Below are 25,056 nucleotides of genomic sequence, written 5' to 3'. Positions count from 1 at the left end.
GTGGCCACCGGAAGATCAGCTGCCCAGCAACAGTGTCCCTTCAGCCTCGTCCTCCGGCTCGGTGGGCGGCAAGCGCATGGCCAGCACCTTGTCGATGGCCCGGCCGTCCATGTCCACGATCTCCAACTTCCAGCCTTCCCACTCCACCGCATCGGCCACCTTGGGCAAGGTGCCGGTCAGCAGCATGATCATGCCGCTCAGGGTGTGATAACGGCCACGCTCCTCTTCGGGCACGGTGTCCAGGTTCAGACGGTCCTTCAGTTCGGGCACCGGGATGTGGCCGTCCAGCAGCCAACTGCCGTCTTCGCGCTGCACCGCCCAAGAGGTTTCAGGGTCACGCGGCTGGAACTCGCCGGTGATGGCCTCGATCAGGTCTTGCAGCGTGATGATGCCCTGCACCTCGCCGTACTCGTCGATGACAAACGCCATGTGCACGTCGGACAACCTGAAGTTGTCCAGCAACTCCATGCCGGTGATGGTTTCGGGCACGTACAGCGGGCTTTGCAGCCCTTGCTCGCGCAGCGACTGCGATTTGTCTTTCAACGCCCGCGTGAGCCACTGGCGCGCATTGATCACGCCCAGGATGTTTTCTATGCCGCCTTGCACCACCGGAAAGCGGGCATGGTCCGACTCTTCGATGTGGCGCAGGTTGTCATCAAACGAGTCGTCCACATCCAGGCAGACGATGTCGGCACGCGGCACCATGAGCGAACCAATCTGGCGGTCGTCCAAACGAAACACGTTGCGCACCATGGTGTGCTCGTGTGATTCGATCACGCCAGCCGAGGTGCCCTCCACCAACATGGCGTGGATTTCTTCCTCGGTCACGGGCGTGCCCTTGGTCTCCTTCACGCCCATCAGGCGCAACAAAGCGCGGGTGGAGGCCGACAACAAAATCACGAAGGGCTTGGTCGCCAGCGCCAAAAAGTTGATAGGCCGGGCCACCAGGCGGGCAAAGGTTTCGGGGTAAGACTGGCCGATGCGCTTGGGCACCAATTCGCCCACCACAATCGAAAAATAAGTGATCGTCAGCACCACAATGCCAGTGGCAGCGAAGCTGGCATAGCCGTTGGGGACACCCAATGACACCAGCCACAAGGCCATCGGTGCAGCCAAAGCGGCCTCACCGACGATACCGTTCAGGACACCGATGGAGGTGATGCCGATCTGGATGGTGGACAAAAAACGCGTGGGATCTTCGCCCAGTTTGACAGCCGCTGCGGCACCGCTGTCGCCCTCATCAATGAGTTTCTGAAGCCGGGCTTTTCGGGCAGTGACCAAGGCAATCTCGGACATGGCAAACACACCGTTCAGACAGATGAGGGCAAAAAGTATCGCTATTTCCATACAACGGGCTCGACTGAGCCCTGGTAGTTAACAAGCCGACATTGTAAGTAAATGCAATTCAGACCCCCAAAGACCTTGCCATGCGCTGTCCCACATCACGTCAAAAAGCAGGGCCAAGGCCAGCCAGGCCCGTGGTTTTTCAGACATGGCATGCGCCCAAAATTTGCGTTCATCAGGCTCAGGTCACCCGTCCCCCTCGCGCCGAATAAAATCAGCGCAGCCCCACCCTTGCACCCCTGCCCCGGTGCCCCACTGCCAGGTCGGCCATGCCCTTGATGCCAAACGACACCTCTCCCTCCCTCAGCCCCGCCGATTACGCTGGCCACACGCCCATGATGGCCCAGTACCTGGGCATCAAGGCGGCGTTTCCGTACACGTTGGTGTTCTACCGCATGGGCGACTTTTACGAGCTGTTTTTTGGCGACGCCGAAAAAGCCGCAGGCCTGCTGGACATCACCTTGACGCGCCGGGGTCAGTCGGCAGGGCAGCCTGTGCTCATGGCGGGCGTGCCTTTCCATTCCATGGAAACCTACCTTGCCCGCTTGATCAAGCTGGGCGAGTCGGTGGCCATTTGCGAGCAAGTGGGCGATGTGGCCACAGCCAAAGGCCCAGTCGAGCGCAAAGTGGTGCGCGTGGTCACACCCGGCACCCTGACCGACACAGAGTTGCTCTCCGACAAAAGCGAAGCCATCTTGCTGGCCGTGCACCAGGCGGGCAAAAACCGCTGCGGCCTGGCATGGCTCAGCGTCACCCAAGGCGTGGTGCACCTGGCCGAATGCGCGCAAGACGGATTGGCCGACTGGATCGACCGCATCGCGCCCAGCGAACTGCTGGCCAGCGCGGGCATGACGCCCTCTTTTGAGCAAAAACTGCGGGGCCTCAAAACCGCAGGCCGAGGCAACTGGGCGCTGGCCCTGCGGCCCGATTTTCAGTTTGACGCGGGCCTGGGCCAGCGCAAGCTGCTGGCGCAACTGCAAGCCGCGTCGCTGGCCGCGTGGAGCGCCGACACGCTGGCGGATGCGCACGCCGCTGCCGCCGCCCTGCTGACTTACGCCGAACACACCCAAGGCCGCAGCCTGCCGCATGTGCAACGCGTGCAAGTGCAGCGCTCGGACGCGCTGATGGACCTGCCCGCCAGCACGCGACGCAACCTGGAGCTGACGCAAACCCTGCGCGGCGAAAGTGCGGCCGATTCGCCCACCCTGTTTGCCCTGCTCGACACCTGCATGACCGGCATGGGCAGCCGTTTGCTCAAAAGCTGGCTGCTCAGCCCGCCGCGAGAACGACAAGTGGCGCAGCAACGCCTGCAAGCCCAAGCCGTGTTGCGTGGCGAGAGCGGCGAAGCCAGAAAAGAGGCTTGGATCAGCCTGCGAGAACAACTCAAAGGCGCCAGCGACGTGGAGCGAATCACCGCCCGCACCGCGCTGCGCCAAGTGCGCCCGCGCGAGCTGGTGGCCCTGCGCCATGCGCTGGCGCGTGCGGCTGCGCTGTCTGTGCAACTGCAAGCGCTTCAGCCAGAGCCAGGCAGCCTGCTGGCGGGTATGGCCCGATGGCTGACACCGCCCACACACTGCGCCGAATTGCTGCACATGGCCCTGCTCGAAGAGCCCGCCGCCCTGGTGCGCGACGGCGGCATCATCGCGGACGGCCTGGACGCCGAGCTGGACGAGTTGCGCGGCATCCAGACCAACTGCGATGCCTTCTTGCTCGACCTGGAAACCCGCGAAAAAGAACGCACCGGCATCGCCAATTTGCGGGTGCAGTTCAACAAGGTGCACGGCTTTTACATCGAGGTCACGCAAGGGCAACTCGACAAAGTACCGGGCGACTACCGCCGCCGCCAGACCCTGAAAAACGCCGAGCGTTTCATCACGCCCGAGCTCAAAACTTTTGAAGACAAAGCCCTGTCGGCGCAAGAACGCGCCTTGGCCCGCGAGAAGTGGCTCTACGAAGGCCTGCTGGACCAGATGCAACCCTTTGTGCCCTCGCTCACCGAATTGGCGCAAGCCATGGCCAGCCTGGACGTGTTGTGTGCACTGACCGAGCGCTCGCTCACTCTCCATTGGTGCGCACCCGAATTCACCAAAGAGCCCTGCATCGAAATTCGCCAAGGCCGCCACCCGGTGGTCGAGGCCCGCTTGGCCCAGATGTCCGGGGCCAGTTTCATCGCCAACGACACGGTGCTGGGCCCCAAGCAGCGCTTGCAGGTCATCACCGGCCCCAACATGGGCGGTAAATCGACCTACATGCGCCAAGTGGCGCTGATCGTGCTTTTGGCCAGCATCGGTAGCCACGTGCCCGCCAGCCGCTGCCGCCTCGGCCCCATCGACGCGATCCACACCCGGATCGGTGCGGCCGACGACCTGGCCAACGCCCAATCGACCTTCATGCTGGAGATGACCGAAGCCGCGCAAATCTTGCACAGCGCCACGCCACACAGCCTGGTGCTGATGGACGAGATTGGGCGCGGCACCTCAACCTTTGATGGCCTGGCCCTGGCCAGCGGGATCGCCACGCACCTGCACAACAAAACGCAGGCCTTTGCGCTGTTTGCCACGCACTACTTCGAGTTGACCGAGTTCCCGGCCACGCACACCGCTGCGGTCAACATGCACGTGAGCGCGGCTGAATCGGGCTCATCCATCGTGTTCTTGCACGAGCTGCAACCCGGCCCCGCCAGCAAGAGCTATGGCGTGCAGGTGGCGCGACTCGCAGGCATGCCGGCCGCCGTGCTCCACCACGCGCGGCATGCACTCAGTGCCCTGGAAGCCGGTGCCACCGAAAGCCGCCAGCAAGTCGACCTGTTCGCTGCCCCGCCCGAAACCGAAGCCACCGGCCCCAGCCCGATCGAAGTGGCGCTGGCCCAAATTAACCCCGATGCACTCAGCCCCCGTGAAGCGCTGGACGCCCTGTATGCCTTGCAGCGCCTGCTGCCGAAAAATTAAAACCATGCAGACCTCACCCCGCATCATCTTCTCGCACGGCAACAGCTTTCCAGCCAGCACTTACCGCGTGCTGTTAGACAACCTGCGTCAGCGCGGCTTTCAGGTCGATGCCATCGAAAAGTTCGGCCATGACCCGAAATACCCCGTCACCAACAACTGGCCCCACTTGGTGCAGCAGCTGGCCGACTTTGCGCATGAAAAGCAAGGCTCGGACGGCCCTGCTTTTTTGGTCGGGCATTCACTGGGCGGCATCTTGAGCCTGATGTGCGCTGCCCGCCACCCCGAGCTGGCGCGCGGTGTGGTGCTGATCGACTCACCCGTGCTGGGCGGCTGGCGTGCCACCACCTTGGGCTTGGCCAAACGCACCCCCCTGATCGGCGCACTCTCACCCGGTCGCATCAGCCAAAAACGCCGCCACCACTGGCCCGATGCCCAAGCCGCGCTCGAGAGCTTTGCGCACAAAAAATCCTTTGCCCGCTGGGACCCGCAAGTCCTGCAGGACTACATTGAGCATGGCACCCACGACGAAGGCGGCCAGCGCGTGCTCAGTTTTGACCGCGCCATCGAAACCGCGATTTACAACAGCCTGCCGCACAAACTCGACAGCCTGCTCAAGCGCAAACCCCTCAAATGCCCCGCCGCCTTCATCGGCGGCACGCACTCGGCAGAAATGCGCCAAGCCGGCACCGACCTGACGCACCAAGTCGTCAAAGGCCGCATCATGATGCTCGACGGCTCGCACCTGTTCCCCATGGAAAAGCCCATCGCCACCGCTGCCGCGATCGAAGCGACTTTGCGCAATCTGGGGGCCTGAACTTTCCTGCGTAAGGCCTGTCTTTTGCAAAAGCCTATCCGGCAGGCAATCTGCGGAAACCACGTCTTTGTCGGCAGCTTCAGACCCGACTGAGGGAACCCTGTCTTTGGAGGTCGGCGGCTTCAGCCCCGACAAGAACCTGCGCCCCTTCCGCGCAGGTGACAGTGCCGCGTCAGCGCCTTGCACATAATGCTTGAGAAACATTTCCAAGGTCATCCGCATGTCATCCTCACAACCCCTTCGCGGCATTCGCGTCGTCAGCCTGGCCCTCAACCTGCCCGGCCCTGCGGCCTTGATGCGCTTGGCGCAAATGGGTGCCAGCTGCACCAAGGTCAACCCGCCTTCTGGCGACCCGATGGAGCACTACACGCCGGAGGGTTATGCGCTGATGCACAAGGGCGTGAAACACCACACCCTGGACCTCAAAACCGCAGCAGGGCAAGCTGCGATGCACAAGCTGCTGCCCAAGACCGATGTGCTGCTGACCTCGTTTCGCCCCTCGGCCCTGACCAAGCTGGGCCTGAGCTGGAAGTCACTGCGCAAGCAATACCCCGCGCTCAGCCTGATCGAAGTGGTGGGCGCCCCCGGCCCACTGGCCGAAATCCCTGGCCACGATTTGACCTACCAAGCCGAAGTGGGCCTGGTCAACGGCATGGACCTGCCCCCGAGTTTGTTTGCCGACATGGGCGGCGCACTCATGGCCAGCGAAGCCACGCTCAAAGCGGTCATCTCGCTCAAGACCTCAGGCAAAGGCTCGCACCACGAAGTGGCCCTGTCCGATGCCGCCGCTTGGCTGGCCCTGCCCCGGCAGCTGCGCATGACCACGCCCGACGGTGCGGTGGGGGGGGCACACGCGGGTTACCGCATTTACGCTTGCAAGAACGGTCGCGTGGCCGTGGCCGCGCTGGAGCCGCACTTTGCGCTGAGTCTGTGCGAAGCTGCAGGCGTCCAACTGACCCACCCGGTCAAAGACCTGTTCAAGCCCGCCACGCGCAAAGCCATCGAAACCTTCTTGGCCAGCCAAACCCGCGCGCAGCTCGACAAGTTGGCGGTGGCCAAAGACATCCCGTTGATGACACTCAACAAGTGAGTCGGGGGCAGCCCCTGCATCTGCCCGTTAAGGATCCGGCCCGCTGAAATTTGTTCACCCTCCCCTCGCAGGTCGGTGGCTTCAGCCCCGACATTGGGGCATCGCCATAGGCTGCGTGTCGGGGCTAAAGCCGCCGACCTACAACACCTTTGACCACCGAAGACTTCTCATGGCCTGAAAAATAGTCCGCCCCATCCACTTATTTCCCCGTGAATTGCGGTGCGCGTTTCTCCATGAAATGCGCCACGCCTTCGCGGAAGTCGTCACTCGCAAAACTGCGGGCCATCTCCACGTTGGCCTGTCGGGTGTTTTCTGCCAGGGTCTGGAACGGCGCGTCGTACTGCTGGCGCTTGATCACGGCCATCGAGCGAGGCGACACGTTGTCCACCAAATCGCGCACATAGGCATACGTGGCGGCAGCCAAAGCGTCGGGCGCAAACACCTTGTTGACCAAGCCCATGGCCTGCGCCTCGGGGGCCATCAACTTGCGGGCCGAGAGCAACAAATCCATCGCATTGGCGTGGCCCACAATGCGGGGCAGCGTCCAACTCAGGCCGTGCTCGGCGATCAAGCCGCGCCTAGAAAACGCGGTGGTGAACACCGCGTTGTCGGCCGCAAACCGGATGTCGCAATACAGAGCGTGCACCAGCCCAATGCCCGCCGTTGCGCCGTTCAACATGCCGATCACCGGCTTCGGAATCGCCGGGTAAAACCCATAGCGCGTCTGGTAATCCAGCCGCTGGTTCACATCAAAAGGTTTCGTCCAGGTGGTTGCGGTGATGTCACTTGGGTCCAGGCCCTTGAGCAAATCCATGTCGGCCCCGGCGCAAAAGCCCCGCCCCGCACCCGTGAGCACGATGGCACGCACACCGTCATCTGCAGCTGCTGTGTCCATGGCCTCGCGCACTTCGCGCTCCATGACGGCGGTCCAGGCGTTGAGCTTGTCCGGCCGGTTCAAGGTGATGGTCGCGATGCGGTGCTCGACCTTGTAAAGGATGTCTTGGTAACCCATGGCCTGGCCTTTCATTGAAGCAATAAACAACTCACACCGTGCGCTTGCCACGGGCCAAAAACGCTTGGGTGGCGGGCTGGTCCAGCAACTGCTGGCTCCAGCGCTTGAGCACCTTCTCCAGGCGCGGCGCAGCCACCCCCAGCTGCACCATGGCCACGCCGCCATTGACCGATTCGCTGTAATCGCAAATCAGCCCGTCACGCAGCGCAAAGCGGCTGATGCCGTCGATCACCACCTGCCGTCCCGCAAACTCGGGCACCCGCGAGGTGAAGCTCGACAAAGACCGCGCATAGGCCACCTGCCCATTGCATACGGGCTCGAACATCTCCCAGCGGTAATCCGGCCCGGCATCGCGGTGGAACAGGTCGTTCATCATGTGGGCGATGTCGGCACGGCCCGTGTGGTCACCGTAGATGTAGTCGTGGTAGATGCCGTCTGGCGTGAAGCACTGGGCAAAGGCCTCGCCATCGCCCGCTTCGGCAGCGGCCGAAAACCGCTGGAGCAATGCCTCGAAATTGTGTTGTTCCATGTTGTGGTCTCCTGTCGTTGTTCAAATCATTCGGGCAAAGGCGCAGGCAAGCGCTTGAGCGTGCGCACCTTGGACGCGCTGATGATGATGGCCTGCAGGCCAAAGCCCAAGACCACACACCACAGGCTGACTGATACCGGAAAGCTCACCCCCACCACACCGCCCAGCGCCGCACCCAAAGGCCTTGCGCCCGTGCTGGCCACGATGTTGATCGACGTGACCCGCCCGATCATGGCGCGGGGCGTCACCGTCTGGCGCAACGTGGTCGAGGTGATGGTCCAGATGATCGGCCCCGCTCCAAAGAAAAAATAAGACAGCGCCGCCAACCAGCCGTGCGGCCAAAACAAGGTCAAAGCCATGGTGAGGGCCGCCAGCACCGAAAAATAAGGCCCCAGCAAAATGGCCTGGCCAAACGGCAGCAAGCGCACCATGCGCGGCGCCAGCAGTGCCCCCACGATCATGCCCACGCCATACAAAGCCAGCGTCACACCCACGCCACTGGCGTCCAGCCCCAGGTCGTGGATGGCATAGGGCACATAGGCCGCTTGCAGCATGAACCAAGAAATGTTCCAGGCGACTGAGCAAAACATCATGGGCCGGAGCAAATCACTCTGCCACACCCACTTGGCCCCGTCTTGCAACTCCAGCAAAGGGTGGCGCGCAGGCATGCTCGGTCGCGCGGGTTCGGTGATGCCACGCAAGCACAACACCGCCGCCACCGACAACATGCCCGACAGCACAAACGCCGCCGACGCCCCGGTCCACGCGATCAAGGCCCCGGCCAAAGCCGGGCCTGCCGCAAACGCCGCGCTGCGCGCCAGCTCCAAGCGCCCATTGGCCTGCGCCAAGCCATCGACCTGCACCAGCGCAGGCACCAGCGAAGGCGCGGCCACACTGAACGCCACCGTGCCCACCGCCACGATGAAGCCAATGACGGCCAAAGCCGCAATCGACACATTCCCGGTGACGATCAGCGCCAGCAACAACAACAAAGCCAAGGCCCGCAGCGTCTCGGCCAGCGCCATCAAGCGGGTGCGCGACGTGCGGTCGGCCAGCAGGCCCAGCGGCATGGACAGCAGCAAAAACGGCAGCGACTGAATGGCGGCCAGCAAACCAATTTCACCGGGACCGGCCTGCAGCAACAGCACCGCCACAATAGGCACAGCGGCCAGGCTCAGCTGCTCAGCCGACTGGGCCAGCAGGTTGGACCAGGCCAGACGGTGAAAAGAGGCGGACAGGGCGACAGACATGCGGGGACTGTGAACAAACGCATCCGCAGGATGCGTCAAACAAGAAACTTTTATTCTGGGTGCGGCCCATGCAGCGGCATGTCGCCAAGGTGCACCCGTTCAAGCCGCCCAGGTCACCAGGCCAAAGTAACTGGTGCCCAGCACCACCAGACCGAACACGATCCGGTACCAGGCAAACACCTCGAAGCTGTTGGTCGAGATGAACTTGAGCAACCAGCGCACGCAGACCCAGGCGCTCAAAAACGAAAACACCAATCCCACCGCAAACATGGGCACATCGGCCATGCTGAGCAAAGCGCGGTCTTTGTACAGGCTGTAAGCCCCCGCACCGATCAGCGTGGGGATGGCCAGGTAAAAAGAAAAGTCCGTCGCCGCCTTGCGCGACATGCCCAGCAACATGCCGCCAATGATGGTCGCGCCGCTGCGGCTGGTGCCCGGAATCATGGCCAGGCACTGCACCAGGCCCACCTTGAGCGCATCTTGCCAACGCATGTCTTCTACCTCGGCAATATGCACGGCGCGAGCCTGTCTGCGCTCAGCCCACAAAATGATGAAACCGCCAATGATGAAGGTGGTGGCCACCACCTCGGGTGTGAACAGGTTCGCCTTGATGGCCTTGCCAAACATCAAGCCCAGAATCACAGCGGGCACAAAGGCGATGAACACATTCAGCGCAAAACGCTGGGCATCGGCGCTGCGTGGCAATGCGCGCACCGTGCTGCTGATCTTTTGCCAATACACAATGATCACCGCCAAAATCGCGCCCGTCTGGATGGCGATGTCGAACACCTTGGCCTTGTCATCGTCAAAGCCCAGCAAAGCCCCGGCCAAAATCAAATGCCCGGTGGACGAGATCGGCAAGAACTCGGTCAGCCCCTCGACCACGCCCATCACGGCGGCTTTCAACAACAACATCAGGTCCACAAACGCTCCTCGAAAAATCTGGGGGGATTATCGTTGCTGGACCGCACACCAGAATGAAAGTTGGATATCACCGTCCAAACCTGTGTCACAGTGCTGTTCAAGAAAAAATTCAAAACGAACGATGCAACTGACACACACCATCGCCATGCACATGACCTTGGCCTTGACCGCCACAGTTTTGGGTCCGTGGGCACTTTGGGCCCGCATGGGCCGCATCACACGGCCCCGTCTTCACCGGGCATTGGGTTACGCCTGGGTCACCTGTATGCTGGGCGCCGCCCTCTCGGGTCTGTTCATCCGCGACTTCAATCTGCCCAATATCTGGGGCTACACCCCGATTCACTTGCTCATTCCCCTGACTTTGTTCAGCCTGTACCGGTCATTTCGCTTTTTAGCTGTAGGCCATATTGAAGCTCATAGAAAAACCATGCAGTGGCTCTATGCATCGGCTTGTGTGGTGACAGGCGCATTCACCTTGTTGCCCGGACGTTTGTTGGGCCAATGGCTTTGGTATGGCGCTGCAGGTTGAACCATGAGCAAGCCCTCGATCCACAAAACCGCCCACTTCGGCGCCTTCGCCATCGCCGCCGTGTGGCTGGCTGTGGCCGGGGTGTTGTATCTGGTGTTTGAGCGCATCGAGCAAAACCGCCAAGCCAGCCTCAAACCCTATGCGCTCAGCTCGGGCGATCTGGTCATTCCGCGCCAGCGCGACGGACATTTTCATGTCGAGGGCGAAGTCAACCGCCAGCCCGTCAGGTTTTTGGTGGACACCGGGGCCAGCCATGTCAGCGTGAGCCAGGCGCTGGCCACGCAAGCCGGATTGCCAGCCGGGCAAAACATCACCTTGCACACCGCCAACGGCCAGCGCCCCGGCCAACTGGTGCGCAGCGTGCCCGTGCGCGCGGGCCACCTGGTGCTCAACGACGCCAGCGTCACCGTGGGCCTGAGCGGCATGCAGCCCAACCAAGCCCTGCTGGGCCAAGCCTTCCTCAAACACTTTGACGTGGAAATGCGGCGTGACGAGATGGTGCTGCGGCAGAGGCCCTGAAGTATCGGTGATGTATTTTTGAGCCGTGCAGACTGGGGTCGCAGTAATAAGGAAAGGCGGCCGCTTGTTTTACATTGCCAACCGTGCTACGGTTGACAAATCGTACAACCCATCAGAATGTAAAACCATGACCACCGTGTCCGTCTCCCCCAAATTCCAAGTGGTGATCCCCAAAGAGATCCGCGAAGCGCTGCAGCTCTTTGCGGGGCAGCGCATGGAGGTACGGCTCAACGACGGCAAAGTCGAGTTTGTGCCCGAGCAGTCGATCCTGTCCTACAAGGGGCGCTGGCCCGGCATCGACAGCACCGTGGTGCGCGACGCCGACCGGGTATGAGCGTGGCCCCCGTCACCCAACCCGACAGGCCCTGGCATGTGGTGGACAGTTGCGGCTGGCTGGCCTTTTTTGGAGGCGAGGCCAACGCCCCGTTTTTTGAAGCCGCTTTGGCCAAACCCGACGCCTTGATCGTGCCTGCCCTCACCCTTTGTGAAGTGGGCAAGCGCATGCTGCAAGAGCGCGGCGAGGATGCCGCCCTAGAGGCTTTGGCCGTGATGCAAAAAGGCAAGGTGGTGCAACTGACGCCCACCGACTTGTTTGAAGCCGCCAAGACGGCAGTCAAACACAAATTGTCCATGGGCGACGCCATCATTTGGCAAACCGCACAAGTGCATCCGGCCGTGATTTACACCCAGGATGCGGGCCTTCGCCACATGCCGCATGTGTTGTTCAAGGCCAAGTGACTGCCCGCACAAGCAGCGCAGCCGCTCAGTGCCGCCAGTGGTCGCGCTGCCCTCGCCCATCGCGACCCCGGTCCCGCTCCTCCTCGCGGTAATGACGACGCTCATGACCACGGTGCCCACGGTCGTGCCCGTGGCCCCAAATTTGCGCTGAGGGGTGACCCCAAGGCACAGGAGCCCGGGGCACAAACACCACACGCGGCGGGGGTGGCGGGACATAAACCACACGCGGCGGTGGGGCATAAATCACACGCGGCGGGCCGTAATAGACCGAACCAGGCACCCCCACCTGGGCATACACCGGGAAATGGCCGATGCGCGAATGCACCGACACCGACGGCTCGATCACCACCGGATGGGCACAACCGACTTGTACCCAGCCCAGACCCAGCATGCCGAGCAAGGCAAGGGATCTTGAAAACGACGACTTGAACTGAAAAAGCATGACAAAGTTCCCCTGTTGGCGTTGGCTTTTCTTGAAAGCAGGCTCCCTACGCCCTTAGCGCGCCAGCCCAACATTCGGTGCACAGTCAGCGCTTTACAGTGGTTTCCAGTCGTAACGGCGCGCACGCAGCCAGACCCGCGCCAGCCCCTAAAATCAGACGCTATGACCTCCCCCACTCCAGACAACAGCGCCGACCACAAAGTCAGCAACTTCCTGCGCCAAATCATCGACAAAGACATCGAGCAGGGCACCTATGCCAGCCGCCGCTGGGCAGGTAGCCCCGGCGACGCCGCGCACCACGCCGCTGGCCAGCCTGACCCGGCCAAGATCCGCACCCGCTTTCCCCCCGAGCCCAACGGCTACCTGCACGTAGGCCACGCCAAAAGCATCTGCATCAACTTTGGCCTGGCCCAAGAGTACGGCGGCGTGTGCCACCTGCGCTTTGACGACACCAACCCCGAAAAAGAAGACCAGGAGTACGTCAACAGCATCATCGACGCTGTGAAATGGTTGGGCTTTGACTGGGCTCAGATCGGACAAAGCCCAGGCAACGCCGCGCCCTACCAGGCCAGCGACTACTTTGACTTCATGTACCGCGCTGCAGAGGCTTTGATCGAAGCCGGTCACGCCTATGTGGACGAGCAAAGCGCGGAAGACATGCGCGCCAACCGGGGCGATTTTGGCAAACCCGGCGTGGACAGCCCTTTCCGCAGCCGCACTGTCGAAGAAAACCTGACGCGTTTCCGTGAAATGCGCGACGGCAAGTTAGCCGACGGCGCGGCCGTGCTGCGCGCCAAGATTGACATGGCTTCGCCCAACATCAATATGCGCGACCCGGCCATTTACCGCATCCGCCGCGCCACGCACCACCACACGGGCGACACATGGTGCATCTACCCGATGTACACCTTTGCCCACCCGATTGAAGACGCGCTGGAGCAAATCACCCACAGCCTGTGCACGCTGGAGTTTGAAGACCAGCGCCCGTTTTACGACTGGCTGATGGAGCGCCTGTGCGAATGTGACCTGCTGGCCGCGCCCAGCCCCAAGCAGTATGAATTTGCCCGCCTGAACCTGACGTATGTGATCACCAGCAAACGCAAGCTGGCGCAACTGGTGACTGAAGGCAAAGTCAGCGGCTGGGACGACCCCCGCATGCCGACCATCTTGGGCCTGCGCCGCCGGGGCTACACCCCGACAAGCCTGCGCCTGTTTGCCGACCGCATTGGTGTGACCAAGAGCGACAGCTGGATCGACTACAGCACGCTTGAAGGGTGCCTGCGCGAAGACCTGGAAAACAAAGCCCACCGCGGCATGGCCGTGCTCGACCCCGTCAAGTTGATGCTCACCAACTGGGCCGAGGCCTTCGGCTCAGATGCCTACACCGAGGACTGCACCCAACCCGCCCTGCCCCACTCTTCAATAGCCGTGGGCAAGGGTGGGAAAGATGGCACTGAAGGCGCCATGACCCCCGCTGACCGCGTGTTCAAGATCGGCAAAGAGATCTGGATCGAGCGCGAAGACTTTGAAGAAGTGCCGCCCAAGGGCTACAAAAGATTGTTTCCAGGCAACGTGGTGCGCCTGAAGGGCGGCTACGTGATCGAATGCACCGGCTGCGCACGCGACGCAGCGGGCTTCGTTGCCGAGGTCCACGCCAAAGTCATCCCCGGCACCAAGAGTGGCACGCCCGGCTCTGACAGCGTCAAGGCCAAAGCCGCCATCACCTGGGTGGCCGTGGCCGACGGCGTGCCAGCCGAAGTGCGCCTGTACGACCGCCTGTTTGCCGACGCGCACCCCGATGCGGGCGGCAAAGACTTCTTGCAGTCGCTCAACCCGAACAGCCTGAAGGCGGTGACGGCCTACGTGGAGCCATCACTGGCCGCCGCGCAGCCGGACCAGAAGTTCCAGTTTGAGAGGTTTGGGTATTTTGTGGCGGATCGTCTGGAGCACGTTGCGGGGACGAAGCCGGTGTTCAACCGGGTGACTGGGTTGAAGGACAGCTGGGGGAAGTGAACATCCAAGTTCTCTGTTTTTTTCAACATGCACATCACCACCATCCCCTCCCTGCGCGCCCTCTACGGCCCCGCCCGTGAGCGTGCGCTCAAAAAAGAAATCCCCGCGCTGGACGCGCATGCGGTGCAGTTCATTGGCTTGTCGCCTTTTGTGGTGCTCGCCAGCAGCGACGCAGACGGACACATGGACGCCTCGCCGCGTGGGGGCGAGCCGGGTTTCGTCAAGGTGCCTGACGCACACACGCTGCTGCTGCCGGATGCGCCAGGCAACAACCGGCTGGACACGCTGGAGAACATCATCGCCACGGGGCGGCTGGGTTTGTTGTTCATGGTGCCGGGTTTTGACGAGACTTTGCGCATCAATGGCCGCGCTTTGCTGTCCACCGATCCGGTCGACTTGGCGCTGTGTGCCGATGCACGGCGCGCGCCCGCGCTGGTCATTCGCGTGGCGGTGGAGTCGGTGTATTTGCACTGCGCCAAGGCGTTCATGCGTTCCAAGCTGTGGGACGCTTCAAGCCAGACTGAACGGGCGCAGCTGCCCAGCATGACCGAGATGATGCGCGACCAGATTCGCGCCTTCAAGGGCGAAGAGATCGAAGTCGAAACGCAGGACCAGATGATGGAGCGCTACCGGCAGTCGCTGTAGTGATCCGACCCGTTGAAGTTTGAATTACCCATGGTTTTGCCGCAGGGTGCGGCTGAGCAAAATGACCGGAATCAAGCCCACCAGCACCAGCGCCAGAGAGGGCAGCGCGGCTTCGCCCAGGCGCTCGTCGCGCGCCAGCTGGTAAGCCACCACCGCCAGGGTGTCGCTGTTGAAGGGGCGCAGCACCAAGGTGGCGGGCAGCTCCTTCATCACGTCCACAAACACCAGCAAGGCCGCTGCCATGGTGGTGCGCTGCAGCAAGGGGGCGTGCACGCGGCGCATCAGGCCCCAACCGGTCACGCCCAGCATGCGGGCCGAATCATCGAGGCTGACAGGAATGCGGGCGTAGCCGCTTTGTACCGACTGCAAAGCCACCGCGCAAAAGCGCACCAGGTAGGCCCACACCAGACCCAGCGAGGTGGCCGTGATCCAAGCCCCGGCCGAAGACGCGGGCCAGAGTTGCTGAATCCAACCCACCGGCAGCAACAAGCCCACCACCACCACCGCACCGGGAATCGCATACCCCAAGCCCACCAGTGCAATCGACCACCGGCTGAGCGCATCACCGCGTGTGCGCACACTGAAAGACAAGGCCATCGCCACGCCCACAGCGAGCACGGCGGTCACCGCGCCCAAGCGCAAACTGGTCCAGGCCCATTGGCCAAATCGTTCCCAGGGCAGCGCGGTGGTCTCGCCCATCAAAGCGCGCAGCATGATGAGCACAGGCAAGACAAAACCCAGCAGCACGGGCAAGCTGCACAGCCCCCAGGCCAGCACGCGGCGCACGCCCATCAGTTGGACAGGCTGGGCCTCGGCAGAGCCCTGACGCGAACCGCGCCCTTGGTTGAAGCGCATGCGCTTTTGGGCGCGTTGTTCCAACTGCAGCAAGACCACCACCACGGCCAGCAACACCGTGGCCAATTGGGCCGCGGCGATGCGGTTGTCCATCGACAGCCAAGCCTTGTAAATACCGGCCGTGAAAGTCTGGATGCCGAAGTAACTGGACACGCCAAAATCGGCCAGGGTTTCCATGAGTGCCAGCGCCACACCGGCCGCCACGGCGGGGCGGGCCAAAGGCAAGGCGATTTCGCGGATGCGACGGGACAGCGGCGCCCCCAGCAGGCGTGCCGCCTCCATCAAACCTGAAGCCCGCTCCACCAAAGCAGTACGGGCCAGCAAATACACATAAGGGTAAAGCGAGAGCGTGAACACCAGGGCCGCGCCCCAGACGCTGCGCACATCGGGCCACAAACGCCCCTGCAAACCCAGCGCTTCGCGCAAGGCCACCTGCAGCGGCCCGCTGAACTGCAAAAAGTCGGTGTAAGCATAGGCCACCACATAAGCGGGCATGGCCAGCGGCAGCAGCAGCAACCACTCAAACACCCCGCGCCCCGGAAAATCGAACAGCGTCACCAAAGCGGCGGTGGCCAAGCCCAGCACCGTCACGCCCACCGCCACCATCAGGCAAAGACCCAGAGTGGTCAAAGCGTAATCGGGCAGCACGGTGCGCGCCATCTCCAGCAAGATGTTGGCACTCTCTGCGCGCCACTGCAACCACGAACCCAGCACAGCCAGCACAGGCAAGGCCAAAGCCAGTGCCAGCAAGGCAAACATCAAGGAGGGGAGACCCGATAAACGGCGGGCCAAAGTGATCAGCATAAGCTTGGATTGTAGGAGCGCAAAACAACCTGCCTACAATCACAACCATGTTTCTAGAACTGCGCCAACTGGACATCCAATACCCTGGCAGCACCACGCACGCCGTGCGAGGGGTCAACCTTGGGTTGCGATCGGGCGATATTGGCGTGCTAATCGGGCCTTCTGGCTGCGGCAAAACCACTTTGCTGCGGGCGGTGGCGGGGCTGGAACCCGTCACGGGGGGCCAGATTTTATTGTCCAACCGGGTGGTCAGCGAACAAGGCCACACCGAACCGGCCGAGCGCCGACGCATCGGCATGGTGTTTCAGGACTATGCGCTGTTTCCGCACATGGACGTGGGCCGTAACGTCGGCTTTGGCCTGGAACATCTGCCCAAAGCCGAGCGCCAAAAGCGTGTCGACGAGGTGCTGGAACTCGTGGGGTTGACCGGCTCTGACAAGCGCTTTCCACACGAACTCTCGGGTGGCCAGCAGCAACGCGTGGCGCTGGCCCGCGCCTTGGCGCCCAAGCCCGACTTGCTGCTGCTGGATGAGCCGTTTTCCAACCTGGACATCGACCTGCGCGAACGCCTGGCCCAAGAGGTGCGCAACATCCTCAAAGCCGCCCAGGCCACCGCCCTGCTGGTCACACACGACCAGCTCGAAGCCTTTGCGATCGGTGACGTGATCGGCGTCATGAACGAAGGCCAATTGCATCAGTGGGACGATGCCTACAGCCTTTACCATCGCCCGGCCACCCGCTTTGTGGCCGACTTCATTGGCCATGGCGTGTTCACCCCTGCCACGCTGCGCGAAGTGGACGGACACATCCTGGTCAGTACCCCGGTGGGTGAGTTGCGCGATGTGGGCGAATGCCCTTTGCCTTGCGCGTTTCAAGACGGTCAGTGTGACGTGCTGCTGCGGGCCGACGACATCGTGCACGACGACGATGCCCCGGTGAAGGCTGAAATCATCCGCAAGGCTTTTCGGGGCTCGGAGTTTTTGTACACCCTGCGCCTGGCCAGCGGCGAGCAGCTGATGGCCCATGTGCCCAGCCACCACGACCACAAACTTGGGGAATGGATCGGTATTCGGGCCGAAGTAGACCACGTCGTCACCTTCAACCGCGCCTGCCCTGTGAACAACCGCGAAATGTGCCAAATGCCCTGCGCCAAAGCAGCGGTTTTTGAGCACACCGACCCGCCACATCAGCCAGTCAAGTTCATTTGAAAATTCTGCCCAATGGGTGTTTTGTGTCGCCCGCTTGAGACTCGAGTTGGGCTGACGCTGAATGCCGTCGTGCAAACACTTGCGCTGCGGCCTACAAAGTATCCCGCAAACGAATCACCTCTTCACGTAAATCCTGCGCCCAGGCGCGGCGATCCCGGCCGTTGGCGGCTTGGGGTTCGCCGAAGTGCACCACGGCTTCGATGCGGCGGGCTTTCAGGGTGCGCCACATGGAGCCGATCAGGGTGTCATCGCCGATGTAGCACGGCGCCAAACTGAGCTCGCCCGTCTGGGCATCGATGAATTTGAGCGACATGGGCTGCACCATGGCTTCGGCCTGGATGGCCGCCTGGATCAGGTTGGCATGAAAGGGCAGCAACTCGCGCCCGTCGCTGGTGGTGCCTTCAGGAAACACCGCCACCACATCGCCATTCCTCATGGCGTCGGCCATGTCTTTGACCATGCGCAGCGCGTCTTTGCGGTTGGTCCGTTCGATGTACAGCGTGCCCGCACCCGTGGCCAACATGCCCACCAGCGGCCAGTCGCGGATGTCGGATTTGGAGACGAATCGGCAGTGCCTGGCCGCATGAATGACCAGGATGTCAAGCCATGAGATGTGGTTGGCCACCATGAGCGCCGGTCCGTTGGGCACCGGTTGACCCAGCACCCGCAAATGGATGCCCCACAGCGCCAGAAACTGCAGCGCCCAGGCTTGCACGCGCATTTCCCGCTGCTCGGGGCTCAGCTGGGGAAAGCGCAGGTAAATGGTCCACATGCCCATGAGCACATGCCAAAGTCCCCGCAGGAATCTCCAAATCGCAGACACGGTCAGCATCTTGTCCTCATGCTGCGGTCATTTCCAGACTGGCCCCCATGGCGCAACACCGATCAGGCCTCAAATGCCACTTGCCCGCCGACCACCGTGGCCCGCACGCGGCCGGGCAGCTCGTAGCCGGAAAACGGTGTGCTCTTGCCTTGGCTGCGCAGCGCAGCGTCACTCACCAGCCAATGCCCTTCGGTGGACAGCACGCACACATCGGCAACGCCCCCAACAGCCAGATGGCCGACCGAGTCTTGCAGGATTCCCAGCGTGGTGCCCAGCACGCGGGCCGGGTCAGCGGTGATGCGCGAGAGCACTTGCGGCACAGACAAATCGGCCTCTTGACCCCACTTGAGGGCCAGGCTCCAGAGCAGCTCCATGCCGGTGGCGCCGGGTTCGGCTTCTGCGAAGGGCAGCGCTTTGGCATCGGCATCGACCGGGGTGTGGTCCGACACCAGCACGTCCAGCGTGCCATCGGCCAGGCCCGCACGCAGCGCATCGCGGTCGCGCTGCTGGCGCAGCACCGGCGTCAAGCGGGCGCGGCTGTCAAAGTAGCCCATGTCGGTGTCGGTCAGGTGCAGCGAGTTGATGCTCACATCGGCCGTGACCGGCAGGCCCTCGGCCTTGGCCTGGCGCACCAGCGCGACGCCCAGGGCGCTGCTGATGCGGCACAGGTGCACCCGGGCTTGCGTCGCACGCACCAGCTCGAAGATGGTGTGCAGTGCAATGGTTTCGGCCGCCACCGACACGCCCGACAAACCCATGCGTGTGGCCAAGGCCCCGCTGGCGGCCACGCCCTTGCCCAGGTGCAGCTCTTGCGGGCGCAGCCAGACGGTGTAGCCAAAGGTGCTGGCGTATTGCAGCGCACGTTGCAGCACCTGTGTGCTGGGGATCGGCACCTCGGCCTGAGAAAAACCCACGCAACCGGCCGCCGTGAGTTGGCCCATTTCTGTCAGCACATCGCCCTTCAGGCCCACCGTGAGCGCACCCAGCGGCAGCACACGGGCTTGGTGCAGTTTTTCGGCGCGGTAACGCAGCATCTCGACCAGACCCGGTTCGTCGAGCACCGGGTCTGTGTCGGGCGGGCAGACCAGGCTGGTCACGCCACCGGCCACCGCAGCGGCCATTTCGCTCTCCAGCATGCCCGCGTGTTCCTGGCCAGGCTCGCGCAGACGCGCAGCCAGATCGACCAGGCCCGGGGCCACGATGCAGCCTTGGGCGTCGATCACGCGGTTGGGGATGAAGTCAGCGGGGACCAGGCCCATGGCCACGATGCGGCCCGCAGCAATGGCCAGATCGGCCATTTGGTCAAAGCCGCTGGCGGGGTCGATGACCCGGCCGTTTTGAATCAGGATCTTCATGCTTTTGTCCTCATGCCTCGTTGCCCGCGACGATGCTCATCACCGCCATGCGCACCGCGATGCCAAAAGTCACCTGCGGCAGGATCACGCTTTGCTGGCCATCGACCACAGCAGAGTCGATCTCGACCCCCCGGTTGATGGGGCCCGGGTGCATAACGATGGCGTCGGGCTTGGCGCGTTGGAGTTTTTCGGGGGTGAGGCCAAAGCTCTCGAAGTATTCCTGGCTGGACGGCAGCAGCGCGCCGCTCATGCGCTCGTTTTGCAGGCGCAGCATGATGACCACGTCACAGTCCTTGATGCCGTCTTCGAGGTTGTTGAAGACGCGCACACCCATTTGCGCCATATCGGCCGGCACCAAGGTTTTGGGGCCGACCACACGCACTTCAGCACAACCCAGTGTGGTGAGCGCGTGGATGTCCGAACGGGCCACGCGCGAGTGCAGCACATCGCCCACGATGGCCACGGTGAGGTTGGAAAAATCTTTCTTGTAGTGCCGGATGGTGTACATGTCCAGCAGCCCTTGGGTGGGGTGAGCGTGCCGTCCGTCACCCGCGTTGACCACATGCACATGGGGCGCAACGTGTTGGGCAATCAGGTAGGGCGCGCCCGACTCACTGTGGCGCACCACAAAGACGTCGGCGGCCATCGCGCTCAGATTGGCAATCGTGTCGAGCAGTGACTCGCCCTTGGCTGCAGATGAGCGGGCAATGTCCAGCGTGTACACATCGGCCGACAAGCGGGTAGCCGCGATGTCAAAGGTCGTGCGCGTGCGGGTGCTGTTTTCAAAGAACAGGTTGAACACGCTCTTGCCGCGCAAGAGGGGCACTTTTTTGACCTCGCGGTCGCTCACGCTGACGAAGCTGGCCGCGGTGTCCAGGATGTGGGTGAGGATGTCCTTGGACAAGCCTTCGGTGGAGAGCAGGTGGATCAGCTCGCCGTTTTGGTTGAGTTGGGGGTTGTTGCGTTTGTAGAGCATGTTGTTCTTACCTTGATCAGGCTTTGTTCTCCACTTCGAAACTGAATCGACCCGCCTCGTCGCGGGCCAGCGCCAGAGATTGGGTCTCGGGCAGGGCCACGCGGGCAGCGGCGAAGTCGGCCTGCACCGGCAGCTGACGCCCACCCCGGTCCACCAGCACCGCCAGCTGCACGCGGGCGGGGCGGCCATAGTCAAAGATTTCGTTCAGCACGGCGCGAATCGTGCGTCCGGTGTAGAGCACATCGTCAAGGATCAGGATGTCGGCCCCAGCCACCTCAAACGGCAGGCTGGTCTGACCACCCGCCGACAAGCCGCGCTGGGCAAAGTCGTCGCGGTGCATGACCGAAGACACCTGACCCGCTTCACCGGCCAGGCCCAGGTCGCGTTGCAGGCGCTGGGCCAGCCAGGCGCCACCCGAGGTGATGCCCACAAGGCGGGTGTTGTCCCGACACAGGCTGCGCACGCCGCGCAAGAGTTCTTGGTACAGGGCTTCTGCATTCAACGCCAAAGCACTCATGGCAGGCTCCTTAAGAATTGGTCCAGAATGATCGCCGCCGCCGCCGCATCGGCGTCTTTGGCGCCATAAGAATGCGCTTCGGTGGTGGTGTAACGCTCGTCCACCTCGTACACCGACAGGCCAAAACGGCCGCGCAACTGGCGGCCGAACTTGCGGGCGCGCAAGGTGTTTTCATGCTCACCGCCATCGGGATGGGTGGGCACGCCGATCACCAGTGCGTCGGGTTGCCATTCCTTGATGCGTTTGGCGATGTGCTCAAAGCGGGCGTCGCCCTCGGCAGCAATCGTGCCTTGCGGGGTGGCCGATTTCATCAACCGGTTGCCCACGGCCACGCCGGTGCGCTTGAGGCCATAGTCAAAGGCCAGAAAACTCTGGTGTTGGGACGGGACGGCTGGATCGGGGGTGCTGCTCATGCGTGCCCCGCGTCAGGCGAGAGCATCCAGCTTTTGAGGCCCAGCAAGTCCAGGGCGCGGTCGTAGCGCTCGGCCATGGGCACCTCAAAAATCACTTCGGCCGAGGCCGCCACCGTCAGCCAGGTGTTTTCGCCCAGCTCGGATTCAAGCTGCCCTTCGCCCCAAGACGCATAGCCCAGCGTGACCAGCACGCGGCGCGGGCCTGCGCCAGACGACAGGGCTTCGAGCACGTCGCGCGAGGTCGTCATCTCCAGCCCACCGGGCACGGTGAGCGTCGAGGCGTAGGCCGCGCCTTCTTGTTCGGGCTGGTCCGTGCGCAGGGGGTCGTGAAAAGGGCCGCGCAAGGGGTCGTGCAGCACAAAGCCGCGCTCGGTTTGCACCGGGCCGCCATGGCCCACCGGGTTTTGCATCAGGTCTTCGCGGCGCAAAGGCAGATCCACCTTGTCAAACAAGAGGCGCATGCTGATGTCGGAGGGTTTGTTGATGATCAGGCCCATGGCCCCGCGGGGGCTGTGCTCGCACAGGTAGACGACGCTGCGGGCGAATGTCTCGTCCTCCAACCCGGGCATGGCGATCAGGAAATGATGCTTGAGGTCAATGGAGGCAGAATCAGCTGTCATGCACCGATTTTAGCGGTCCCGACTCTGCAGGCGGGGTCACGGGTGCATTGTTTGACTCAAACCGGCAAACCCCGATGGCAACCCCTTTTTCTTGCGGCCTGGTCTGGCTGCGGCGCGACCTGCGCGTAAGTGACCACGCCGCCCTGCACCATGCCTTGCAGCACTGTCAGCGGGTGCATGTGGTGTTCGTGTTCGACACCGAGATCCTGGACGCCCTGCCCCGCGCCGACCGCCGGGTCGAGTTCATCCGCGAGTCGCTGGTCGAGGTCGACGCCCGATTGCGCGCCCTGGCCGGCCACCCGCAGGCAGGCCTGATCGTGCGCCACGGCGTGGCCAAGGACAAAATCGTCAAACTGGCCCAGCACCTGCAGGCCCAAGTGGTGTTTGCCAACCACGATGACGAACCTCTGGCGCTGGCCCGCGACATTCAGGTGCGCGGCCACCTGGCCGACCACGGCATCGTGCTGCACACCTTCAAAGACCATGTGGTGTTTGAGCGCCACGAGGTGCTGACCCAAATGAACAAGCCCTTCAGCGTGTTCACGCCCTACAAAAACGCTTGGCTGAAAAAAGTCTCGCCCGAAGACCTGCAGGCTTTCGAGGTGACCCAACTGGCCCAACGGCTGGCCCCGCGCCCCGATGACTTGGCGCATCCGGTGCCCAGCCTGCACGACATGGGATTTGAGCCCACCAACCTGCTTGCCCTGAAAATCCCCACGGGGGAGTCGGGCGCGCAGGCCTTGCTGCAAGACTTTTTGACCCGCATTGACCACTACGAAGACACCCGCAACTTCCCGGCCGTCAAAGGCCCCAGTTACCTGAGCGTGCATTTGCGCTTTGGCACGGTGTCGATCCGCCAACTGGCCCGCGAGGCGCACCCACGCATGCTGGCGGGCAGCGTTGGGGCCAGTGTGTGGCTGTCAGAGTTGATTTGGCGCGACTTTTATGTGCAGGTGCTGCACAACTTTGCGCATGTGGGGCAAGGCAAAAGCTTCAAGCCCGACTACGACGCGATCCGCTGGGAACACGGCCCCCACGCCCACAAGCTGTTTGACGCTTGGTGCGGGGCCCGCACCGGCTACCCGCTGGTGGACGCGGCCATGCGCCAAATCAACCAAACGGGCTACATGCACAACCGCCTGCGCATGGTGGTAGCGAGCTTTTTGGTCAAAGATCTGGGCATTGACTGGCGCTGGGGCGAAAAGTACTTTGCCACGCATTTGAACGACTTTGATCTGTCGGCCAACAACGGCGGCTGGCAGTGGGCCAGCTCCAGCGGGTGCGATGCACAGCCTTACTTTCGCATCTTCAACCCGATCAGCCAAAGCGAAAAGTTTGACCCTGAAGGCAAATTCATCCGCCGCTATGTGCCCGAATTGGCAGCCCTGTCCACCGCCGCATTGCACGCCCCCTGGCTGGCCAAACCCATGGAATTGCAAGCCGCGGGGCTGGTGATCGGCAAAACCTACCCGGCCCCCATCGTTGACCACTCCGAAGCCCGCGAGAAAACGCTGGCCCGTTATGCCGTGGTCAAGAAAGGCGCGGACTGATCAGATGGCGACCATCTCGAAGTCTTCCTTGCGGGCCGCGCATTCGGGGCAAGTCCAGTTCATGGGCACGTCTGCCCATTGGGTGCCCGGCGCAATGCCGTGCTCGGGGTCGCCCTCGGCTTCGTCGTAAATCCAGCCGCAAATCAGGCACATCCAGGTTTTGTGTTCCATCACAGTGTCGCAATCAGAGAGTCGAATAGAATAAATTGATTGTATCGGCCCATTCAACACACGCCCTGTCTGGGGTGCCATGGCCCCCTGACATTTGACCTTCAATGACCGATTCCAAGACCCCCAACACCGACATCGAACAACTTCTGGATGACGAAGAGTTGGCCAGCTTGGCCTGCGTGCTGTCTTTCAATGCCAACGACCCCAGCGGCGCTGGCGGCCTGAGCTGTGACTCGGTGGCCATGGCCTCGGTGGGGGCGCACTGCATGCCGATTTGCACCGGCACTTATGTGCGCGACACCAGCGGCATCACCGACTTTTTTGCACTCGACGACGAGGCTGTGCACGACCAAGCCCGCGCCGTGGCCGAAGATGTTCCGGTGCAGGTCATCAAAGTGGGCTTTGTCGGCACGCCCGAGAGTTTGGCGGTGATCGCCGAACTGTCGGACGACTACGACGGCGTGCCGGTTGTGGCCTACATGCCCAACTTGTCATGGTGGGAAGAAGACAAGATCGACGCCTACCTGGACGCTTTTCGCGAACTGCTGCTGCCACAAACCAGCGTGTTGGTCGGCCACCACAGCACGCTGCGCCGCTGGCTGCTGCCCGACTGGAGTGGCGATCGCAACCCCGGCCCGCGCGACATCGCAAAAGCAGCCGCCGAGCTGGGTGTGCCCTACACCCTGGTGACCGGTCTGCCCTTGCCCGAGCAACACATCGACAACGTGCTGGCCTCACCCGAAACCGTGCTGGCCCACGAAAAGTTTGAACGCATCGAGGCGGTGTTTGCGGGTGCGGGCGACACGCTCACAGCCGCTTTGGCCGCCTTGCTGGCCACCGGCATGGACCTGCCCGAAGCCACCAGCGAAGCCCTGCATTACCTGGACCGGTGCCTGGACGAAGGCTTTCGGCCCGGCATGGGCCAGGTCATTCCCGACCGCCTGTTCTGGGCCCTGCCCGAAGGCGA

At 62.7% G+C, this 25,056-nt stretch carries 26 protein-coding genes; 12 read left to right on the top strand and 14 right to left on the bottom strand.

Annotation, left to right across the window (positions count from 1 at the left end; translation table 11 throughout):
- Positions 1–15: 15 nt before the first annotated feature.
- Positions 16–1,347, bottom strand: a complete 1,332-nt coding sequence (locus Q0O99_RS09175; RefSeq protein WP_293750659.1) for a hemolysin family protein — start codon at positions 1,345–1,347, stop codon at positions 16–18.
- 275 nt (positions 1,348–1,622) lie between these two features.
- Here Q0O99_RS09175 and mutS point away from each other — a divergent pair, with 275 nt between their 5' ends.
- From mutS to Q0O99_RS09160, 3 genes are all read left to right on the top strand, one after another.
- Positions 1,623–4,292: a DNA mismatch repair protein MutS gene (mutS, locus tag Q0O99_RS09170; RefSeq protein WP_293750753.1), complete on the top strand. Its 2,670-nt coding sequence runs from the start codon at positions 1,623–1,625 to the stop codon at positions 4,290–4,292.
- A gap of 4 nt (positions 4,293–4,296) precedes the next feature.
- Positions 4,297–5,106 carry an alpha/beta hydrolase gene (locus Q0O99_RS09165; RefSeq protein ID WP_293750657.1) on the top strand — a complete coding sequence of 270 codons (810 nt, stop codon included), beginning with the start codon at positions 4,297–4,299 and terminating at the stop codon, positions 5,104–5,106.
- Positions 5,107–5,326: 220 nt separating this feature from the next.
- Positions 5,327–6,196, top strand: coding sequence for a CoA transferase (locus Q0O99_RS09160; RefSeq protein WP_293750655.1), 870 nt, complete (start codon positions 5,327–5,329; stop codon positions 6,194–6,196).
- A 199-nt stretch (positions 6,197–6,395) separates the two neighbouring features.
- Here Q0O99_RS09160 and Q0O99_RS09155 read toward each other — a convergent pair whose 3' ends face one another.
- The 4 genes from Q0O99_RS09155 to Q0O99_RS09140 all read right to left on the bottom strand — a co-directional run bounded on the left by Q0O99_RS09155 (position 6,396) and on the right by Q0O99_RS09140 (position 9,911).
- Positions 6,396–7,208 carry an enoyl-CoA hydratase gene (locus Q0O99_RS09155; RefSeq protein ID WP_293750653.1) on the bottom strand — a complete coding sequence of 271 codons (813 nt, stop codon included), beginning with the start codon at positions 7,206–7,208 and terminating at the stop codon, positions 6,396–6,398.
- Positions 7,209–7,239: 31 nt separating this feature from the next.
- Positions 7,240–7,737, bottom strand: a complete 498-nt coding sequence (locus Q0O99_RS09150) for a nuclear transport factor 2 family protein (RefSeq protein ID WP_293750651.1) — start codon at positions 7,735–7,737, stop codon at positions 7,240–7,242.
- A gap of 26 nt (positions 7,738–7,763) precedes the next feature.
- Entirely contained in the window at positions 7,764–8,987 is a 1,224-nt protein-coding gene (locus tag Q0O99_RS09145) for an MFS transporter (protein ID WP_293750649.1), read from the bottom strand.
- Between the two features lie 99 nt (positions 8,988–9,086).
- A complete protein-coding gene (locus tag Q0O99_RS09140; RefSeq protein WP_293750647.1) occupies positions 9,087–9,911 on the bottom strand; it encodes an undecaprenyl-diphosphate phosphatase in 825 nt (274 codons plus the stop codon).
- Between the two features lie 121 nt (positions 9,912–10,032).
- Between Q0O99_RS09140 and Q0O99_RS09135 the strand changes: the two genes are divergently transcribed.
- From Q0O99_RS09135 to Q0O99_RS09120, 4 genes are all read left to right on the top strand, one after another.
- Positions 10,033–10,440, top strand: coding sequence for a DUF2306 domain-containing protein (locus Q0O99_RS09135; RefSeq protein ID WP_293750645.1), 408 nt, complete (start codon positions 10,033–10,035; stop codon positions 10,438–10,440).
- A 3-nt stretch (positions 10,441–10,443) separates the two neighbouring features.
- Positions 10,444–10,959, top strand: coding sequence for a TIGR02281 family clan AA aspartic protease (locus Q0O99_RS09130; RefSeq protein ID WP_293750643.1), 516 nt, complete (start codon positions 10,444–10,446; stop codon positions 10,957–10,959).
- A 127-nt stretch (positions 10,960–11,086) separates the two neighbouring features.
- The gene (locus Q0O99_RS09125; protein WP_293750641.1) at positions 11,087–11,293 is read left to right on the top strand and encodes an AbrB/MazE/SpoVT family DNA-binding domain-containing protein; all 207 of its coding nucleotides are present in this window, start codon (positions 11,087–11,089) and stop codon (positions 11,291–11,293) included.
- Positions 11,290–11,697, top strand: coding sequence for a type II toxin-antitoxin system VapC family toxin (locus tag Q0O99_RS09120; protein ID WP_293750639.1), 408 nt, complete (start codon positions 11,290–11,292; stop codon positions 11,695–11,697). The genes Q0O99_RS09125 and Q0O99_RS09120 overlap by 4 nt, the downstream gene beginning before the upstream one ends.
- A gap of 25 nt (positions 11,698–11,722) precedes the next feature.
- On the opposite strand, the gene Q0O99_RS09115 is transcribed toward Q0O99_RS09120, so the two are convergent.
- Positions 11,723–12,139, bottom strand: a complete 417-nt coding sequence (locus Q0O99_RS09115) for a hypothetical protein (RefSeq protein ID WP_293750637.1) — start codon at positions 12,137–12,139, stop codon at positions 11,723–11,725.
- Between the two features lie 162 nt (positions 12,140–12,301).
- Here Q0O99_RS09115 and Q0O99_RS09110 point away from each other — a divergent pair, with 162 nt between their 5' ends.
- Both Q0O99_RS09110 and Q0O99_RS09105 read left to right on the top strand, forming a co-directional pair.
- The gene (locus tag Q0O99_RS09110; protein WP_293750635.1) at positions 12,302–14,152 is read left to right on the top strand and encodes a glutamine--tRNA ligase/YqeY domain fusion protein; all 1,851 of its coding nucleotides are present in this window, start codon (positions 12,302–12,304) and stop codon (positions 14,150–14,152) included.
- A gap of 27 nt (positions 14,153–14,179) precedes the next feature.
- A complete protein-coding gene (locus Q0O99_RS09105) occupies positions 14,180–14,797 on the top strand; it encodes a pyridoxamine 5'-phosphate oxidase family protein (RefSeq protein ID WP_293750633.1) in 618 nt (205 codons plus the stop codon).
- 24 nt (positions 14,798–14,821) lie between these two features.
- Here Q0O99_RS09105 and Q0O99_RS09100 read toward each other — a convergent pair whose 3' ends face one another.
- Positions 14,822–16,456 (bottom strand): iron ABC transporter permease, encoded by a 1,635-nt coding sequence (locus Q0O99_RS09100; protein ID WP_293750631.1) that lies wholly within the window; start codon positions 16,454–16,456, stop codon positions 14,822–14,824.
- Positions 16,457–16,503: 47 nt separating this feature from the next.
- Here Q0O99_RS09100 and Q0O99_RS09095 point away from each other — a divergent pair, with 47 nt between their 5' ends.
- A complete protein-coding gene (locus tag Q0O99_RS09095) occupies positions 16,504–17,664 on the top strand; it encodes an ABC transporter ATP-binding protein (protein ID WP_293750629.1) in 1,161 nt (386 codons plus the stop codon).
- A gap of 91 nt (positions 17,665–17,755) precedes the next feature.
- Here Q0O99_RS09095 and Q0O99_RS09090 read toward each other — a convergent pair whose 3' ends face one another.
- The 6 genes from Q0O99_RS09090 to Q0O99_RS09065 are packed head-to-tail and all read right to left on the bottom strand — an operon-like array spanning position 17,756 to position 22,368.
- Positions 17,756–18,496, bottom strand: coding sequence for a 1-acyl-sn-glycerol-3-phosphate acyltransferase (locus Q0O99_RS09090; RefSeq protein ID WP_293750627.1), 741 nt, complete (start codon positions 18,494–18,496; stop codon positions 17,756–17,758).
- A 53-nt stretch (positions 18,497–18,549) separates the two neighbouring features.
- Complete coding sequence (locus Q0O99_RS09085; RefSeq protein WP_293750625.1) at positions 18,550–19,842, bottom strand: dihydroorotase; 1,293 nt, start codon at positions 19,840–19,842, stop codon at positions 18,550–18,552.
- A 10-nt stretch (positions 19,843–19,852) separates the two neighbouring features.
- Complete coding sequence (locus Q0O99_RS09080; RefSeq protein ID WP_293750624.1) at positions 19,853–20,818, bottom strand: aspartate carbamoyltransferase catalytic subunit; 966 nt, start codon at positions 20,816–20,818, stop codon at positions 19,853–19,855.
- Positions 20,819–20,834: 16 nt separating this feature from the next.
- On the bottom strand, positions 20,835–21,335 hold the full coding sequence (gene pyrR / locus Q0O99_RS09075; protein WP_293750623.1) for a bifunctional pyr operon transcriptional regulator/uracil phosphoribosyltransferase PyrR: 501 nt from the start codon (positions 21,333–21,335) through the stop codon (positions 20,835–20,837).
- Positions 21,332–21,748, bottom strand: coding sequence for a Holliday junction resolvase RuvX (gene ruvX / locus Q0O99_RS09070; RefSeq protein WP_293750622.1), 417 nt, complete (start codon positions 21,746–21,748; stop codon positions 21,332–21,334). Before ruvX ends, pyrR begins: the two co-directional genes overlap by 4 nt.
- Complete coding sequence (locus Q0O99_RS09065) at positions 21,745–22,368, bottom strand: YqgE/AlgH family protein (RefSeq protein ID WP_293750621.1); 624 nt, start codon at positions 22,366–22,368, stop codon at positions 21,745–21,747. Before Q0O99_RS09065 ends, ruvX begins: the two co-directional genes overlap by 4 nt.
- Positions 22,369–22,442: 74 nt before the next feature.
- On the opposite strand from Q0O99_RS09065, the gene Q0O99_RS09060 reads away from it, so the two are divergent.
- Positions 22,443–23,918, top strand: coding sequence for a deoxyribodipyrimidine photo-lyase (locus Q0O99_RS09060; RefSeq protein WP_293750620.1), 1,476 nt, complete (start codon positions 22,443–22,445; stop codon positions 23,916–23,918).
- On the opposite strand, the gene Q0O99_RS09055 is transcribed toward Q0O99_RS09060, so the two are convergent.
- Entirely contained in the window at positions 23,919–24,089 is a 171-nt protein-coding gene (locus Q0O99_RS09055) for a rubredoxin (protein ID WP_293750619.1), read from the bottom strand. It lies immediately after the preceding gene.
- A 104-nt stretch (positions 24,090–24,193) separates the two neighbouring features.
- On the opposite strand from Q0O99_RS09055, the gene Q0O99_RS09050 reads away from it, so the two are divergent.
- A partial coding sequence (locus Q0O99_RS09050) for a bifunctional hydroxymethylpyrimidine kinase/phosphomethylpyrimidine kinase (RefSeq protein WP_293750618.1) occupies positions 24,194–25,056 on the top strand: 863 nt, incomplete at its 3' end.

Source organism: Limnohabitans sp. Rim8 (assembly GCF_945901735.1).
Taxonomy (GTDB): Bacteria; Pseudomonadota; Gammaproteobacteria; order Burkholderiales; family Burkholderiaceae_C; genus Limnohabitans_A.
Note: the sequence above shows the minus strand (reverse complement) of the source record. Positions and strands in the feature narration are given on the sequence as shown.

Coding starts and splice junctions, on each gene's coding strand:
- Q0O99_RS09175 (WP_293750659.1), bottom strand. CDS start 1,347: ATGGAAATAGCGATACTTTTTGCCCTCATCTGTCTGAACGGTGTGTTT.
- mutS (WP_293750753.1), top strand. CDS start 1,623: ATGCCAAACGACACCTCTCCCTCCCTCAGCCCCGCCGATTACGCTGGC.
- Q0O99_RS09165 (WP_293750657.1), top strand. CDS start 4,297: ATGCAGACCTCACCCCGCATCATCTTCTCGCACGGCAACAGCTTTCCA.
- Q0O99_RS09160 (WP_293750655.1), top strand. CDS start 5,327: ATGTCATCCTCACAACCCCTTCGCGGCATTCGCGTCGTCAGCCTGGCC.
- Q0O99_RS09155 (WP_293750653.1), bottom strand. CDS start 7,208: ATGGGTTACCAAGACATCCTTTACAAGGTCGAGCACCGCATCGCGACC.
- Q0O99_RS09150 (WP_293750651.1), bottom strand. CDS start 7,737: ATGGAACAACACAATTTCGAGGCATTGCTCCAGCGGTTTTCGGCCGCT.
- Q0O99_RS09145 (WP_293750649.1), bottom strand. CDS start 8,987: ATGTCTGTCGCCCTGTCCGCCTCTTTTCACCGTCTGGCCTGGTCCAAC.
- Q0O99_RS09135 (WP_293750645.1), top strand. CDS start 10,033: ATGCAACTGACACACACCATCGCCATGCACATGACCTTGGCCTTGACC.
- Q0O99_RS09130 (WP_293750643.1), top strand. CDS start 10,444: ATGAGCAAGCCCTCGATCCACAAAACCGCCCACTTCGGCGCCTTCGCC.
- Q0O99_RS09125 (WP_293750641.1), top strand. CDS start 11,087: ATGACCACCGTGTCCGTCTCCCCCAAATTCCAAGTGGTGATCCCCAAA.
- Q0O99_RS09120 (WP_293750639.1), top strand. CDS start 11,290: ATGAGCGTGGCCCCCGTCACCCAACCCGACAGGCCCTGGCATGTGGTG.
- Q0O99_RS09115 (WP_293750637.1), bottom strand. CDS start 12,139: ATGCTTTTTCAGTTCAAGTCGTCGTTTTCAAGATCCCTTGCCTTGCTC.
- Q0O99_RS09110 (WP_293750635.1), top strand. CDS start 12,302: ATGACCTCCCCCACTCCAGACAACAGCGCCGACCACAAAGTCAGCAAC.
- Q0O99_RS09105 (WP_293750633.1), top strand. CDS start 14,180: ATGCACATCACCACCATCCCCTCCCTGCGCGCCCTCTACGGCCCCGCC.
- Q0O99_RS09100 (WP_293750631.1), bottom strand. CDS start 16,456: ATGCTGATCACTTTGGCCCGCCGTTTATCGGGTCTCCCCTCCTTGATG.
- Q0O99_RS09095 (WP_293750629.1), top strand. CDS start 16,504: ATGTTTCTAGAACTGCGCCAACTGGACATCCAATACCCTGGCAGCACC.
- Q0O99_RS09090 (WP_293750627.1), bottom strand. CDS start 18,496: ATGCTGACCGTGTCTGCGATTTGGAGATTCCTGCGGGGACTTTGGCAT.
- Q0O99_RS09085 (WP_293750625.1), bottom strand. CDS start 19,842: ATGAAGATCCTGATTCAAAACGGCCGGGTCATCGACCCCGCCAGCGGC.
- Q0O99_RS09080 (WP_293750624.1), bottom strand. CDS start 20,818: ATGCTCTACAAACGCAACAACCCCCAACTCAACCAAAACGGCGAGCTG.
- pyrR (WP_293750623.1), bottom strand. CDS start 21,335: ATGAGTGCTTTGGCGTTGAATGCAGAAGCCCTGTACCAAGAACTCTTG.
- ruvX (WP_293750622.1), bottom strand. CDS start 21,748: ATGAGCAGCACCCCCGATCCAGCCGTCCCGTCCCAACACCAGAGTTTT.
- Q0O99_RS09065 (WP_293750621.1), bottom strand. CDS start 22,368: ATGACAGCTGATTCTGCCTCCATTGACCTCAAGCATCATTTCCTGATC.
- Q0O99_RS09060 (WP_293750620.1), top strand. CDS start 22,443: ATGGCAACCCCTTTTTCTTGCGGCCTGGTCTGGCTGCGGCGCGACCTG.
- Q0O99_RS09055 (WP_293750619.1), bottom strand. CDS start 24,089: ATGGAACACAAAACCTGGATGTGCCTGATTTGCGGCTGGATTTACGAC.